We start from the raw sequence: 14,196 nt of genomic DNA, 5'->3' as shown, positions 1-14,196 counted from the left end.
GCGAGCGACGCCTGGCGTACCGCGCACGGGGCTCCGGACTCAGGCGGGACCTAGGCCCGGGCGAGCAGCCCCGCGACGGTGCGCACCGCCGTCGGGTCCCCCTGGACCAGGAGGGTCGTGACCGCGGTACGGCGCCACGCCTCGAGGTCGTGGGCGATCTTGGCCTCGGGCCCCACGAGCGCGACGTCCTCGACCAGGGCGGTCGGGACGGCCGCGACGGCCTCGGCCTTGCGGCCCGCGAGGTAGTGCGCCTGGATCTCGTCGCACGCGTCCGAGTAGCCGAGGCGGTCGAGCGCGTCGCGGTGGAAGTTCGCGCCCTTGGCGCCCATGCCGCCCACGTAGAGCGCGATGAAGGGGCGCACCTTGTCGGCGGCCTGCTCGACGTCGTCGGCCACCACGACCGGGACGGTGGCCGAGACCTCGAAGCCGGCGGCGGGGGAGCGCTCGTCCGAGCGCCGGGCGAAGCCCTCGTCGAGCAGGCCGCGGAACAGGGGGTCCATGCGCGGGCTGTAGAACAGGGGCAGCCAGCCGTCCGCGATCTCGGCCGCGAGCGAGATGTTCTTGGGGCCCTCGGCCGCGAGGTGGATGGGGATCTCGGGGCGCAGCGGGTGCACGGTCGAGCGCAGCGCCTTGCCGAGCCCCGTGGTGCCCTCGCCGGTCAGGGGCAGCTGGTAGAACTGGCCGTCGTAGGTGACGGGGCCCTGGCGTGAGATCACGTCGCGCACGATCTCGACGTACTCGCGCGTGCGGGCCAGGGGACGCGGGTAGGGCTGGCCGTACCAGCCCTCGACGACCTGCGGGCCCGAGACGCCGAGCCCGAGGATCGCACGCCCGCCCGAGAGGTGGTCGAGCGTCAGTGCGGCCATCGCGGTCGCGGTGGGGGTGCGGGCGGACATCTGCGCGACCGCGGTCCCGAGCCGGATGCGCGAGGTGTGCGAGCCCCACCACGCGAGCGGCGTGAAGGCGTCCGAGCCGTAGGCCTCGGCGGTCCAGACCGAGTCGACGCCCAGGCGGTCCGCGGCGACGATCGCCTCCTGGATGCCGGGCGGGGGTCCGGCGGACCAGTAGCCGGTGTGGATGCCGATGCGCATGGCGTTCTCCTCGTGTGTTCCTCGGCGCTGAGGTGCGGACGGGTCCGCGGGCTCGACGTGCGTCGAGCGAGGTTCCCAGAACCGGGAGTCCTAGGAACCGCGGCTCAATCTACCGTGCCCGACGCCGGGTACCCGCCACGGCGGTCGGCCTGCGGAGGGTCGTGGTCCGGCCGGGAGCGCCCGGAGGCGAGGCGGCAGAGTGGCCCGTCGCCCCGGACAGCACAGGAGGGGCGGCGCGCGTGGCGCCGCCCCTCCTGTGCTCGGCCTGATGGCCGTCGGTCGTCAGATCACGTACTCGATGAGCAGCGACGGGTCCTCGGCCGGCTCGGCGGGCGGCACGACCGGCTCCGGGACGCGGTTGCGGGCCGGGACCCCCACGGCCACCGACCCCGCGGGCACGTCCTTGACGACCACGGCGTTGGCGCCGACCTGGACGTCGTCGCCGACCCAGACCGGACCGAGGATCTTGGCGCCGGCCCCCACGACCACGCGGTCGCCCAGGGTCGGGTGCCGCTTGCCGCGCTTCATCGAGCGCCCGCCGAGGGTCGACCCGTGGAAGAGCAGCACGTCGTCCCCCACGACCGCGGTCTCACCGATGACCACGCCCATGCCGTGGTCGATGAACAGACGGCGCCCGATCTTGGCTCCCGGGTGGATCTCCACGCCGGTCGCCGCCCGAGCGACCTGGGCGATGATCCGGGCGGGCAGGCGCAGAGCGGGCTCGCGCCACATGCGGTGCGTGAGGCGGTACGCCCACACCGCGTGCAGGCCCGGGTAGATGAGCGCGACCTCGAAGCCGTTCCGCGCCGCGGGATCGCGGTGCCGAGCGGCCTCGAGGTCCTCCCTGAGGACTCTCAGGAAGCGTCGCAGGGGACTGGGAGGTCTCATCAGTCCAGCAGGTCGGCGTACAGCACGGAGGTCAGGTAGCGCTCGCCGAACGACGGGATGATCACGACGATGAGCTTGCCGGCGTTCTCCGGACGCTCCGCGAGTCGCAGGGCGGCCGCGATCGCGGCGCCGGACGAGATGCCCACGAGCAGGCCCTCCTCCTTGGCGGCACGACGCGCGTACTCGACCGCGGTCTCGGCGTTGATGTCGATGACCTCGTCGTAGACGCTCGTGTCGAGGATCTCGGGGACGAAGTTCGCGCCGATGCCCTGGATCTTGTGCGGGCCGGGGGCGCCGCCGTTGAGGATCGCGGACTCCTCGGGCTCGACCGCGACGATCTGGACGCTCGGCTTGCGCTCCTTGAGGACCTGACCGACCCCGGTGATGGTGCCACCGGTGCCGATGCCGGCGACCACGATGTCGACCTCGCCGTCCGTGTCGGCCCAGATCTCCTCGGCCGTCGTGGCACGGTGGATCGCGGGGTTGGCCTCGTTGGCGAACTGGCGGGCCAGGATGGCGCCCTCGCGCTCGGCCACGATCTCGTCGGCCTTGTTGACCGCGCCCTTCATGCCCTCGGAGCCCGGCGTCAGGATGAGCTCGGCGCCGAACGCGCGCAGCAGCGCGCGACGCTCCTTGGACATGGTCTCGGGCATCGTCAGGACGATGTCGTAGCCGCGTGCCGCGCCGACCATGGCCAGGGCGATGCCCGTGTTGCCCGAGGTCGCCTCGACGACGGTGCCGCCCGGCTTGAGCTCGCCCGAGGCCTCGGCCGCGTCGATGATCGCGACGCCGATGCGGTCCTTGACCGAGTTCGCGGGGTTGTAGAACTCGAGCTTGCCCACGACCGTGGCGCCGAGGCCCTCGGTGAGCTTGTTCAGGCGGACGAGGGGCGTGTTGCCGACGAGCTTCGTGACGTCGTCGTAGATGCGTGCCATGACTTCCTCTTCATCGTTGGTGGCCTGCGGCGAGAGCCGGGACCGAGGGGGATCAGCGGGAGCTGCCTGGGGTGGCACGGGGCTGCGACGGGGCAGGGGACGCGCCACGGGGCCTGTCGTCGGGTGGAGCGTCTCCCGGGGGAGGGGACGCTCTAGCGACAGGTGGGGCACGGACAACAGGACAGCGCGCGCGCGGGGGTGCTCACCGCGGGGGAGGAGCCGGCGTGACGCGTGGTCATGATCGCTCTCCTCGTCCTGTGTCGTCCTTGCCCGCAGTCGCAGCCCGCGCCGTGGTCGGCGAGGTGCCCTGCGGAGTCATGGTGCCTGGCCCGAGGCTATCGGCCCCTGCACCGGGCTGCAACGGTGTCTCATCCCCGACCGGACCCCTCGCGGGTGAAGTCGGGAGGGCCGGCTCGGGGGAAGACGCGTGGGTCGTCGCACGCAGGTGCCAACGCCGTCGGGCGGGCTTTCCTTCCCGTCGCGAGGTGCCGGGCTCGCACCTATCGTCGGGAACGTCCGTGTGCCGTCGCACGGGCGTCGTCACGTGTCGATGAAGGGACCAGCATGGCTGAAGAACTCCCGGGCTCCGTCCTCCCCGTTCCCGACCAGGTCTACCGGGGACCGATCGTCATGGATGCGAGGAAGCTCGACGAGCCGCTCCCGCCGCTCGAGGTCAAGAGGCCGCCCAAGAAGGCACCCAACGTCCTGCTGGTCCTGCTGGACGACGTCGGGTTCGGCGCGTCGAGCGCGTTCGGCGGCCCGGCGAGCACACCGACGGCCGAGCGGCTCGCGGGTGCCGGCCTCAAGTACTCGCGCTTCCACACCACGGCGATCTGCTCGCCGACGCGTGCCGCGATGCTCTCGGGGCGCAACCACCACCAGGTCGGCATGGGGCAGATCACCGAGACCGCGACCCCGTCGCCGGGCTACCGCTCGACGCGTCCCAACTCGTGCGTCCCGCTGCCGGAGATCCTGCGCCAGAGCGGGTACAACACGGCGCAGTTCGGCAAGTGCCACGAGGTCCCGGTGTGGGAGAGCGGCCCCACGGGGCCGTTCGACCACTGGCCCGCGTTCTCCGGCTTCGAGAAGTTCTACGGGTTCATCGGCGGCGAGACCAACCAGTACACGCCGGCCCTCGTCGACGGGGTCTCGTTGATCGAGCCTCCGGACGACCCGGACTACCACCTCATGCCGGACCTGGCCGACAAGGCGATCGAGTACATCAACCAGCAGAAGGCGCTGACGCCCGACAAGCCGTTCTTCGTGTACTTCGCGCCCGGCGCGACGCACGCCCCGCACCACGTCCCGCAGGACTGGATCGCGAAGTACCGGGGGAAGTTCGACCAGGGTTGGGACGCCGTGCGCGAGGAGACCTTCGCGCGCCAGCAGGCCCTCGGCGTCGTCCCCGCGGACGCGGTCCTCACGCCGCGCCCGGCCGAGATCCCGGCGTGGGACGACATGCCCGCGGAGCGCAAGGGGTTCCTGGCGCACCAGATGGAGGTCTACGCGGCCTTCCTCGAGTACGCGGACCACCACACGGGCCGGGTGGTGGACGCGATCGAGGGGCTCGGCATCCTCGACGACACGCTGGTCCTCTACATCATCGGCGACAACGGGGCCTCGGCCGAGGGCGGCCTCGAGGGCGCATACATGCTCTCGGCCGCGGCGAACGGGGGAGCGGAGTACGAGACCGCGGAGTTCTGGGCCGAGCACGTCGACAAGATCGGCGGGCCCGAGGCGTACAACCACTACGCGGTGGGCTGGGCGCACGCCATGTGCACTCCGTACCAGTGGACCAAGCAGGTGGCCTCGCACTACGGGGGGACCAGGAACGGGACGATCGTGCACTGGCCCGCGAAGATCGCCGCGCGGGGCGAGGTGCGCCACCAGTGGCACCACGTGATCGACGTCGCGCCAACGATCCTCGAGCTCGCGGGCCTCGCGCAGCCGCACACGGTCAACGGGGTCACGCAGGTCCCCATGCACGGCGTGTCGATGGCCTACTCGTTCGACGCCCCGGACGCCGAGGAGCGTCACCTCACGCAGTACTTCGAGATCATGGGCAACCGGGGGATCTACCACAAGGGCTGGACGGCGCAGACGCGCCACCGCACGCCGTGGATCCTCGTCGGGCAGCCGCCGGACTTCTCGCAGGACGTGTGGGAGCTCTACGACACGACGACGGACTGGACCCAGTCGCGCGACCTCGCGAAGGAGAACCCGGCCAAGCTCGCCGAGCTCCAGCAGCTCTTCCTCATCGAGGCCACGCGCTACAACGTGCTCCCGCTCGACGACCGGGCCGCCGAGCGCATGAACCCGGAGTTCGCGGGTCGTCCGACGCTCGTCCAGGGGGACACCCTGCGCCTGTACCCGGGCATGGTGCGGCTCAACGAGAACGTGGCGATCAACGTCAAGAACCGCTCGTTCTCGGCCACGGCCGAGGTCCTCCTGCCCGACGACGGCGCGGCCGAGGGCGTGCTGCTCGCCCAGGGCGGGCGCACGGGAGGGTGGGCGTTCTTCGTCGAGGACGGCAGGCTCGCCTTCCACTACAACTACTGCGGGCTCCTGCGGGCCACGGTGGTCTCGTCGTCGCCCGTCGGTGGCGGCGTGCACCAGGTCCGGGCGGAGTTCGCGTACGACGGCGGGGGCATCGGCAAGGGTGGCGTGGTCACCCTGTACGTCGACGGGCAGGCGGTGGGGGACGGGCGCGTCGAGCGGACCCATCCGATGTACTTCTCGTTCGACGAGGGGCTCGACGTGGGGCTCGACACCGGGATGCCCGTGTACGAGGGGTACCGCACGCCGCGCGGGGAGTTCTCGGGGACGATCCACTGGGCGCAGATCGACCTGGGTGACGACGATCACGGTCACCTGATCGATCCAGAGGACCAGCTGGCCGCAGCCATGCGGCACCAGTAGACGGTCGTGGTGCGGAGCGGATGACGGGAATCGAACCCGCGTGATCAGTTTGGAAGACTGAGGCTCTACCATTGAGCTACATCCGCGCAGAAGAATCCGCCGTGGTGGCGAGGTCTGCGGCGCTACCTTAGCAAAGGTCAGGCAGGGTCGTCGCACCCGGGGCGCCCGTACGTGACCTGCCCGGTGCGGTTGCGGGTCAGGTGAGGCGGAACGTGGCATCGCACGTGCGCGAGGACCCGTACACTTGGCCGTTGCTGGTGGTGGAGCGGTGCGTCTTCCCGAGGGGAGCTGCGCCTCGCCGCCGCCCGTCGCCTCCGGGTGACGTCTCCATCGGGGTGTGGCGCAGGTTGGTAGCGCGTCCGCTTTGGGAGCGGAAGGTCGCAGGTTCAAATCCTGTCACCCCGACGAGCACGAAGGCCCCTGTTCCGCCCACGGAGCAGGGGCCTTCGTCGTCCCTCGGGCAGGGGCGCGCTGGCAGGAACCTGACAGATCAGGCGAATCTGTCTTATGGGATGAGACGCCCAGGCCGCTTTGAGCACTTTGTCCGCTGTGGGTGGCAATAGATCGTTAGCGTTCCTTCCATATCGGTCGTCGTGACCGGTTGCCGCCGAGTCAACGTCGCCGCGGCGAGCCATCCGCGCCCTCGGGCGCACCTGGTATCGAAGCGGAGAACTCCTGTGACAGTGCTGCACGGACAAAGACCTGCCCCGCACCACACCGGTCGCCCACCGGCGACCCACGACCGGTCGGGGCGCGCGCTCGACCCGGCGGACACCCCGTCGTCGGGACGTGCCCGGTCGAGCGACCAGACCGCCGTCACGCCGGGCGCCCCGCCCACGACGAGCGGGATGCCCCTCCCGTCCCCGCCGGACGACGACGACGTCTACCAGGACCTCGAACGGCTCCAGCGCTGGGTGCAGCCCGTGGGGATCGTCGCCACGCTCCCGATCCTCGTCGCGGTGTGCCTGTTCGCGGCGCGCTCGCCGTGGCTGTGGGGTCTCTACCTGACCGTCGGGCTGACCGTCGTGAGCATCACGCTGTGGCTGCTGACCGGGACGGCGCGCGGCCGGGTCACGCGTGCCTCGCACGAGCTGAAGGTCGCCGGGTGGACGCCGTCGACCCACCCGAGCGTCGACGTCTACCTGCCCGTGTGCGGGGAGGACCTCCGGGTCCTGGACAACACCTTCGGGCACGTCGCCCGGCTCGACTGGCCCGGTGAGGTCGAGGTGTGGGTCCTCGACGACGGGGCCGATCCCGAGGTCGAGGTGCTCGCGGCCCGGCACGGCTTCCGCTACCGGGTGCGCCCCGACCGCGGCCACCTCAAGAAGGCCGGGAACCTCCGGTCGGCCTACCAGGTCACGACGGGGGAGGTGATCGTGATCTTCGACGCCGACTTCTGCCCCCGCACCGACTTCCTTCACCACCTGGTCCCGTACCTCGACGACCCGACCGTGGGCATCGTCCAGAGCCCGCAGGACTTCGACACCGACGAGCGCATGGGGTGGCTGCAGCGCACCGCGGGCGCGACGCAGGAGATCTTCTACCGCTGGGTCCAGCCCTCGCGCGACCGCTACGGCGCGACCGTGTGCTGCGGGACCAACGCGCTCTACCGGCGCTCGGCCCTCGACACGGTCGGGGGATTCCCGGAGATCGACCACAGCGAGGACATGTACACGGGCATCGCCCTGCTGCGCTCCGGGTTCGTGACCCGGTTCGTCCCCGTGCGCCTCGCCCGCGGCCTGTGCCCCGACGAGCTCGCGCCGTTCCTCACCCAGCAGTACCGGTGGGCCAACGGCTCGGTGGCCCTGGTCGCGGACGGACGCGAGGCCACGGCGGGGCTGGACCGTCGGCAGCGGCTCGCCGTCTGGGCCGGCTTCGTCTACTACTCCGAGACGGCCCTGTTCGCGCTCAACCTGTACGTCCCTGCGATCGTCATGTGCTTCTGGTTCCCGGAGCAGGTCAGCCCGACGAGCTTCCTGGTCTTCCTCCCGAGCCTGTGGGTCCTGCTCGTGCTCTACCCGGCGGTCCACCGCACCAGGTGGCGGCCAGAGGTGCTGCGGGTCCAGCTCGCCCAGAGCTTCAGCCACCTCGTGGTGCTCGGGCACGCGCTCGTCGGACGCAGCGCAGGCTGGGTCCCGACGGGCGGCAAGGGCTCGTCGAGCGTGCTCGCCCGCACGATCGCGCGGGTCATGGTCGTCACGCTCGGCCTCGGGACCCTCGCCTGGGGCGTCGGTATCGCCCTCGGTGCCGCGGCCTACGGTCTGGACCGGTACTGGGCCATGGTCGTGCTCGCGGGCTTCTACGCGTACGTCACGGTCCCTCTCGTCGTGGCCGGCCTGCGTGTCCTGGCGCCGCGGGGCCCGGGCCGGTCTGCCGCCGGCCCGGGCGGCCCAGCCCCCGGTTCGCACGTTCCCGTCGTGGCCGAGCCCGCAGGGGCCCGGGCGTGAGCGCGCGCCCCGGAGGCGGTCTCCGCTGGCCCGCCGTCACGGCGCTCACGACGGCGATCGCGTTCGTGGGGCTCCTCGCGTCGGGCGTCTTCGACCCCATGATCGGGGCCTTGTGAGCGCGCGGCCCGGGCGTGACCGGCCCGGGTTCCGCGGCGACGTCGAGGGGCTGCGCGGGCTCGCCGTCGTGCTCGTCCTGCTGTTCCACGCGAGCGTCCCGGGCGTGCCCGGGGGCTACGTGGGCGTCGACCTCTTCTTCGTCGTCTCGGGCTTCCTCATCACGGGGCTCCTGCTGCGCGAGCTGACGTCCACGGGACGGATCGGCCTGCACGCGTTCTTCGCGGGCCGCGCGCGCCGCATCCTGCCCGCGGCGTGCGTGGTGCTCGTCGGCACGGCCGTCGCGGCCTGGTGGGTGCTCCCTCCGCTGCGAGCGCGCGACACCATGATCGACGTCCTCGCGAGCGCGCTGCAGGTCGCCAACCTGCGGTTCATCGCGCAGGAGACCGACTACATGGCGGCCGCGTCGGCTCCCAGCCCCGTGCTGCACTACTGGTCCCTCGCGGTCGAGGAGCAGTTCTACGTCGTGCTCCCGCTGCTGCTCGCGCTGACGGGGGTCCTCGCGGCGCGCACGCGTCGTCGCCCCCTGCCCGCCGCGGTGTGGGTGCTCGTGGTGGCCACTGTCGCCTCGTTCGTCGTCTCGCTGGTCCTGACCGCGAGCGACCCTGCGGTCGCCTACATGTCGCCGCTCACGCGGGCGTGGCAGTTCGGGGTGGGAGGCCTCCTGGCGGCGGCGCTGCTCGGCAGGCCCGACGGCGCCGCACCGCTCCCGCACGCGAGCCTCGCCCCGGCGCGTGGTCGCCGGGGGCTCCGGGGGCTCCGGCGCGCGTCGTGGACGCTGGTCGGTTGGGCCGGGTGCGCGGCGATCGGGTGGTCGACCGTCGTCTACGACGAGGCCACGGCGTTCCCCGGGCTGGCAGCGCTCCTGCCGACCCTCGGGACGGTCGCGATCCTCGCCGCGCCGGCGGACGTCCGGGTGGTTCCCGGGACCGTGGGGCACGTGCTGGCGCTGGCGCCCGTGCGGTTCGTCGGGCGGCTCTCGTTCGCCTGGTATCTCGTGCACTGGCCGGTGCTCGTCCTCGCGGACGCCGCGTGGGGGCCGCTCGGATGGCCGCAGCGCGTGGTCCTGACCCTCGGCGCGGGCGGCCTCGCGTGGCTCGTGCTCCGGTGCGTCGAGGCCCCGCTCCGGCACTCCCCGGCCGTGGTGCTCCGGCCCTCGGCGAGCTATTCGGTGGGGTTCACGGGGGTCCTGCTGGCACTGACCGCGAGCCTGGGCGCCGGGTCGGCGGTCTACGGGGCGCTCGCGGACGAGGACGTCGCGGCGGCGGACGTCGCGCTCGACGAGATCTTCGATCCTGCCTCGCTCGCACGCACCGGGGGACCGGTGTCGCCAGGGCTCACGCGCGCGGCGCTCGACGCCCCGCCCGCCGAGACGCCGTGCCTGGGCTCGCTGAGCCTGAGCGCGACCGACTGGCCGGACGAGTGCGTCGTCGGACCGCCCGGCGGGCCCGAGGTCGTGCTGTTCGGCGACTCGAAGGCGTTCCAGTGGAGCGGGGCGCTGCGTGACATCGCCCTGGACCAGGGCTGGCACCTGACGATCGTGACCAAGGGAGGCTGCACGCCCGCTGCGCTGCCGCAGGCTCTGCTCGAGGAGTCGCAGCACTGCGAGAGCTGGCGCGACGCGCAGGTCGCCCGGATCGCCGCGCACGCCGACGTGGTGATCCTGGGGTCGAGCGCCGCGTACTTCCTGGACGAGCAGGCGGCCGACCTGCGGCTCGACGCCTGGCGTTCGACGTTCGACCGGTTCGCCGAGCACGACGTGCCCGTCGTGTACCTGCGAGACACCCCGACGCCTGTCTTCGACGTCCCGAGCTGCGTGTCCGGGGCGATCGACGACTGGGACGAGTGCGCGTTCGCCCGGGCCGAGGGACTGCCGCCCGACCCGCTGCTGGTCGACCTCGCGCTGGGCGACGTGCCCGGGGTCGAGGCCGTCGACGTCTCCGGGGTCCTCTGCTCGACCGAGCGATGCCCGGCCGTGCTCGGCGGGCTGCTCCTCTACCGCGACGGCAGCCACCTGACGGCCACGGCCGCCGGCGTGCTGCGTCCCGAGCTCGAGCGCGCGCTGCTCGCGACGTCGGCGCTCGGGGGCTGACCGGCCGGGGAGGCGGGGGACCGCGCGAGGGCGCGGCCGGGAGCGCAGGAGCCGGGCCGGGGGCCTCCCCAGCCCGGTTCCGGCGCCCCGTCGGTCCTCCCGGGCTGGGCCTGGTGTGCCGGGAGGGCTCGATGCGGGCGCCGGCACCGGTGCCCGCACCCGCGCCACCGCCACCGCCACCGCCACCGCCCTCGCTTCCGGCGAACCGACGCCCACGAGGTGTGGCGTACCATGGACGGGTTGTCCGTGCGCCCTTCCGGTCGGAGCCCTTCGAGGCTCCTGCCCGCACCGCTCGAGGCGACGCGATCGACCAGGCGCCAGCGCCTGCCCCGATCGATGAACGTTCGAACAGGTCCCGCTGCAACCGGCGGGACATGCACGCACCCCGTTGCCGCACGTCGGCTCCCCGATCAGTTGGAGATCATCGAAGTGAAGAGCGCCGTCGAGACCCTGGACCCCACCAAGGTCAAGTTGACCGTCGAGGTGGAGTACGACGAGCTCAAGCCGAGCATCGACCACGCCTACAAGCACATCGCGGAGCAGGTGAACGTCCCCGGTTTCCGCAAGGGCAAGATCCCCGCGCGCATCATCGACCAGCGCGTCGGTCGTGCTGCCGTGCTCGAGCACGCCATCAACGACGGCCTCTCCGGCTTCTACCGCCAGGCCGTCAACGAGTCGGGCATCCGCCCGCTCGGCCAGCCCGACGTCGAGGTCACCGAGGTGCCGCTCGACGCCGAGGGCTCGCTGCACTTCACGGCCACGGTCGAGGTCCGCCCGGAGATCGAGATCCCCGCGCTCGACTCCGTGAAGCTCACGGTCGAGGCCGCCGAGGTCTCCGCCGACGACATCGCGGAGCGCCTCGACGCGCTGCGCGAGCGTTTCGGCACGCTGGTCGGCGTCGACCGCCCCGCGGCCGAGGGCGACTTCGTCGTCATCGACCTCAAGGCCGTCATCGGCGACGAGGAGATCGACTCGGTCTCCGGCATCAGCTACCAGATCGGCTCCGGCAACATGCTCGAGGGCCTCGACGAGGCGCTCACGGGCCTCTCGGCCGGCGAGACCACGACCTTCAAGGCGCCGCTCGCGGGTGGCGACCACGAGGGCAAGGAGTCCGAGGTCACCGTCACGGCCACCTCGGTCAAGCAGCGTGACCTCCCCGAGGCCGACGACGAGTTCGCCGAGCTCGCGTCCGAGTTCGACACGATCGAGGAGCTCAAGGCGGACCTGCGCGAGCAGGTCGCGAGCATCAAGACCTCGAACCAGGCCGTCGAGGCGCGTGACGCCCTCGTCAAGCACCTCGTCGAGAACACCGAGATCCCCGTGCCCCAGGGCGCGGTCGAGGCAGAGGTGCACCGCCACCTCGAGTCCGAGGGTCGTCTCGAGGACGACGCGCACCGTGCCGAGGTCGTGGTCGACGCGACCAACGCGCTCAAGAACCAGATCCTCCTCGACACGCTCGCCGAGCAGCTGAAGATCAAGGTCGCCCAGAACGAGCTCCTGGACTACCTCGTCAACGCCTCGCGCCAGTACGGCATGGACCCGAACGAGTTCATCCAGTCGCTCGACCAGGGCGGCCAGATCCCCGCCATGGTCGGCGAGGTCGCGCGCTCCAAGTCGCTCGCCGTGGCGCTGCGCCAGGTCGAGGTCAAGGACTCCGAGGGCAACGTCGTGGACCTGAGCGAGTTCATCGGCTCGGACGAGGAGGACGCGGCCGCTGACGCCGCTGCCGCCGCCGCGGGCGAGGACGTCACCGGCATCACGGACGAAGAGGGCATCGAGGTCGTCTCCGAGGACGAGGCAGCAGCCGACAAGGCCTGATCTCCCTGAGGAGCGGCTCGCCGAGCTGCCCGACGACGGCCCCCACCTCCGCGCGGAGGTGGGGGCCGTCGCGCATGGTCGGGTCGGCGACGGCACGGGGTGAGGGCTCGCTCCAGTGCCCGACGAGACCCGCGCGGTCGCCCGGGCGAGGGTCGCCGAACGGGCCCGGGAACGCCTGGTGAGCGGCGCCGTCGGGCAGCGGGGGAGCCCTTCCTGCGCCGACAGCGAAAACCCCGGATATCGGGACGGTTTCCGCTCCCTGCCCGCGTTAGGGTCACAGCAACGGTGACTCCGTCGACGACGGACAGCCGACCAGCCGCGACGTTCGAGCGTCGCGAGCGACGAGGGAACGACGAAGGAGATGGACGTGAGCGATCAGTTTCCGGTGGCACGAGCCGAGGGGCCGGGACTCGGCCTGAACGACTCCATCTACAACCGGCTGCTCAAGGAGCGCATCATCTGGCTGGGCTCGGAGGTGCGCGACGAGAACGCGAACGCCATCTGCGCCCAGATGATGCTGCTCGCGGCCGAGGACCCTGAGAAGGACATCTGGCTCTACATCAACTCGCCCGGCGGGTCGATCACGGCCGGCATGGCGATCTACGACACCATGCAGTACATCCAGCCCGACGTCGCGACCATCGCGATGGGCATGGCGGCCTCGATGGGGCAGTTCCTGCTCTCCTCGGGCACCAAGGGCAAGCGCTACGCGACGCCCCACGCCCGCGTCATGATGCACCAGCCCTCGGGCGGCATCGGCGGCACGGCGACCGACGTGCGCATCAACGCGCAGCTCATCATGCACATGAAGAAGGTCCTCTCGGAGCTGACGGCCGAGCAGACGGGCCAGCCCCTCGAGAAGATCCTCAAGGACAACGACCGCGACAGCTGGTTCACGGCTCCTGAGGCCCTCGAGTACGGCTTCATCGACCACGTCGTGACGAACGCTTCGTCGGTCACGGGTGGCGGCGGCACGACGAGCAGCTGAGCTCGCCGACAACCCGCCCACACGTCCACGACCCCACCCGAGGAGACACCTTGAGCTACTCAGCCAGCCAGGAATCGCAGTACATCTCGACCGCTCAGCGCCTCGCGGGCGCCGGCGCAGGCGGCGGCATCGCGCTCCCGCACGGCGCACCGTCCTCGCGCTACGTGCTCCCGCAGTTCGAGGAGCGCACGGCCTACGGCTTCAAGCGCCAGGACCCCTACACCAAGCTGTTCGAGGACCGCATCATCTTCCTGGGTGTCCAGGTCGACGACGCCTCGGCCGACGACGTCATGGCGCAGCTCCTGGTCCTGGAGAGCCAGGACCCCGACCGCGACATCATCCTCTACATCAACTCGCCCGGTGGCTCGTTCACGGCCATGACGGCGCTGTACGACACCATGCAGTACATCAAGCCGCAGATCCAGACCGTGTGCCTGGGACAGGCGGCCTCGGCCGCTGCGGTGCTGCTCGCGGCGGGCCAGCCCGGCAAGCGCCTCGCGCTCCCCAACGCCCGCGTGCTGATCCACCAGCCCGCGATGGAGGGCGGCGGCTACGCGCAGGCCTCGGACATCGAGATCCACGCGAACGAGCTCATCCGCATGCGCGAGTGGCTCGAGGACACGCTGGCCATGCACTCAGGTCGCGACGTCGAGCAGGTCCGTGAGGACATCGAGCGCGACAAGATCCTCACGGCCAAGCAGGCCCTGGAGTACGGCCTGGTCGACCAGGTCCTGGAGAGCCGCAAGCCGGTCATCCAGAACAAGCCCTGATCGGGACAATTCCTCCCGACCCACCGGGGTGCCCGGCTGACAACGGGCCCCCGGTGGTGTGCAATGGGGTGTAGGTCGGCAGGTGCCGTCCGGACCGCCGGGTCATCGACACCGGCGGAGCAGCAAGACCGAGG

9 protein-coding genes and 2 tRNA genes are annotated in these 14,196 nt (G+C 71.6%); 7 read left to right on the top strand and 4 right to left on the bottom strand.

From position 1 onward, the window contains the following. Positions 1-50: 50 nt before the first annotated feature. From OERS_RS10760 to cysK, 3 genes are all read right to left on the bottom strand, one after another. Positions 51-1,091, bottom strand: a complete 1,041-nt coding sequence (locus tag OERS_RS10760) for an LLM class F420-dependent oxidoreductase (RefSeq protein ID WP_068625756.1) — start codon at positions 1,089-1,091, stop codon at positions 51-53. Between the two features lie 282 nt (positions 1,092-1,373). After that, on the bottom strand, positions 1,374-1,979 hold the full coding sequence (epsC, locus tag OERS_RS10755; protein WP_068625755.1) for a serine O-acetyltransferase EpsC: 606 nt from the start codon (positions 1,977-1,979) through the stop codon (positions 1,374-1,376). Next, positions 1,979-2,914 carry a cysteine synthase A gene (cysK, locus tag OERS_RS10750; RefSeq protein WP_056648589.1) on the bottom strand — a complete coding sequence of 312 codons (936 nt, stop codon included), beginning with the start codon at positions 2,912-2,914 and terminating at the stop codon, positions 1,979-1,981. The genes epsC and cysK overlap by 1 nt, the downstream gene beginning before the upstream one ends. A 564-nt stretch (positions 2,915-3,478) precedes the next feature. Between cysK and OERS_RS10745 the strand changes: the two genes are divergently transcribed. After that, the gene (locus OERS_RS10745) at positions 3,479-5,833 is read left to right on the top strand and encodes an arylsulfatase (protein ID WP_068625754.1); all 2,355 of its coding nucleotides are present in this window, start codon (positions 3,479-3,481) and stop codon (positions 5,831-5,833) included. Between the two features lie 15 nt (positions 5,834-5,848). On the opposite strand, the gene OERS_RS10740 is transcribed toward OERS_RS10745, so the two are convergent. Continuing rightward, positions 5,849-5,919: transfer RNA gene (locus tag OERS_RS10740), tRNA-Gly, on the bottom strand. Between the two features lie 245 nt (positions 5,920-6,164). Between OERS_RS10740 and OERS_RS10735 the strand changes: the two genes are divergently transcribed. From OERS_RS10735 to OERS_RS10710, 6 genes are all read left to right on the top strand, one after another. Next, a tRNA-Pro gene (locus tag OERS_RS10735) sits at positions 6,165-6,238 on the top strand. 443 nt (positions 6,239-6,681) lie between these two features. Continuing rightward, positions 6,682-8,280: a glycosyltransferase family 2 protein gene (locus OERS_RS10730; RefSeq protein WP_068625753.1), complete on the top strand. Its 1,599-nt coding sequence runs from the start codon at positions 6,682-6,684 to the stop codon at positions 8,278-8,280. Between the two features lie 112 nt (positions 8,281-8,392). Next, entirely contained in the window at positions 8,393-10,486 is a 2,094-nt protein-coding gene (locus OERS_RS10725) for an acyltransferase family protein (RefSeq protein ID WP_068625752.1), read from the top strand. Positions 10,487-10,915: 429 nt separating this feature from the next. Next, positions 10,916-12,304: a trigger factor gene (tig, locus tag OERS_RS10720; RefSeq protein WP_056648987.1), complete on the top strand. Its 1,389-nt coding sequence runs from the start codon at positions 10,916-10,918 to the stop codon at positions 12,302-12,304. 367 nt (positions 12,305-12,671) lie between these two features. Further along, entirely contained in the window at positions 12,672-13,292 is a 621-nt protein-coding gene (locus OERS_RS10715) for an ATP-dependent Clp protease proteolytic subunit (RefSeq protein ID WP_369800567.1), read from the top strand. A gap of 50 nt (positions 13,293-13,342) precedes the next feature. After that, positions 13,343-14,062, top strand: coding sequence for an ATP-dependent Clp protease proteolytic subunit (locus tag OERS_RS10710; RefSeq protein WP_082608699.1), 720 nt, complete (start codon positions 13,343-13,345; stop codon positions 14,060-14,062). The last annotated feature ends 134 nt before the right edge of the window (positions 14,063-14,196 follow it).

Source organism: Oerskovia enterophila, from assembly GCF_001692445.1.
Classification (GTDB): Bacteria; Actinomycetota; Actinomycetes; order Actinomycetales; family Cellulomonadaceae; genus Oerskovia; species Oerskovia enterophila.
Note: the sequence above shows the minus strand (reverse complement) of the source record. Positions and strands in the feature narration are given on the sequence as shown.

Excerpts from the sequence above, each read along its gene's own strand:
- OERS_RS10760 (WP_068625756.1), bottom strand. The coding sequence starts at position 1,091 with ATGCGCATCGGCATCCACACCGGCTACTGGTCCGCCGGACCCCCGCCC.
- epsC (WP_068625755.1), bottom strand. The coding sequence starts at position 1,979 with ATGAGACCTCCCAGTCCCCTGCGACGCTTCCTGAGAGTCCTCAGGGAG.
- cysK (WP_056648589.1), bottom strand. The coding sequence starts at position 2,914 with ATGGCACGCATCTACGACGACGTCACGAAGCTCGTCGGCAACACGCCC.
- OERS_RS10745 (WP_068625754.1), top strand. The coding sequence starts at position 3,479 with ATGGCTGAAGAACTCCCGGGCTCCGTCCTCCCCGTTCCCGACCAGGTC.
- OERS_RS10730 (WP_068625753.1), top strand. The coding sequence starts at position 6,682 with ATGCCCCTCCCGTCCCCGCCGGACGACGACGACGTCTACCAGGACCTC.